Genomic DNA, 546 nt, shown 5'->3' with positions numbered 1-546 from the left:
GTCTGCTGACCGGCCTGGGCGGGTTGCTGGCGGCCCTCGACCGGCGTTACCGCGTCAAGGTCAAGACCCGGGTGCGTGATGTCCTGGGCGTGTCTGGAGCAGCTGCATGAAGCGTTGGATCATGGTGGTGCCACTGGCGGTGTTTCTGCTGGTGGCGGTTTTCCTCTACAAAGGCTTGTTCCTCAAACCCGACGAACTGCCTTCGGCGATGATCGGCAAGCCCTTCCCGGCGTTTTCCCTGGCCTCGGTGCAAGGTGATCGCAATTTGACCCAGGCCGACCTGTTGGGCCGCCCGGCGCTGGTCAACGTGTGGGGGACCTGGTGCCCGTCGTGCAAGGTCGAGCACCCGTACCTGAACCAGCTGGCCGAGCAGGGCGTGGTGATCCACGGGGTCAACTACAAGGACGACAATGGCGCGGCGCTGAAGTGGCTGGCCGAGTTCCACAACCCCTACCAGCTGGATATCCGCGACGAGCAGGGCACCTTGGGCCTGGACCTGGGCGTGTACGGTGCGCCGGAAACCTTCCTGATCGACGCCAAGGGCAT

Annotated in this window: 1 protein-coding gene; it reads left to right on the top strand. The window is 64.3% G+C overall.

Going from position 1 to position 546, the window contains the following annotated elements; genetic code table 11:
• Positions 1-106: 106 nt before the first annotated feature.
• Positions 107-546 (top strand): DsbE family thiol:disulfide interchange protein (locus tag MFF34_RS27775; RefSeq protein ID WP_238217801.1); only part of this gene is annotated, 440 nt, incomplete at its 3' end.

Origin of the sequence: Pseudomonas sp. PAGU 2196, from assembly GCF_022179005.1 — a bacterium.
Taxonomy (GTDB): domain Bacteria; phylum Pseudomonadota; class Gammaproteobacteria; order Pseudomonadales; family Pseudomonadaceae; genus Aquipseudomonas; species Aquipseudomonas kermanshahensis.
The sequence above is the reverse complement of the archived record's forward strand: the minus strand, read 5'-3'. Positions and strand labels throughout refer to the sequence as shown.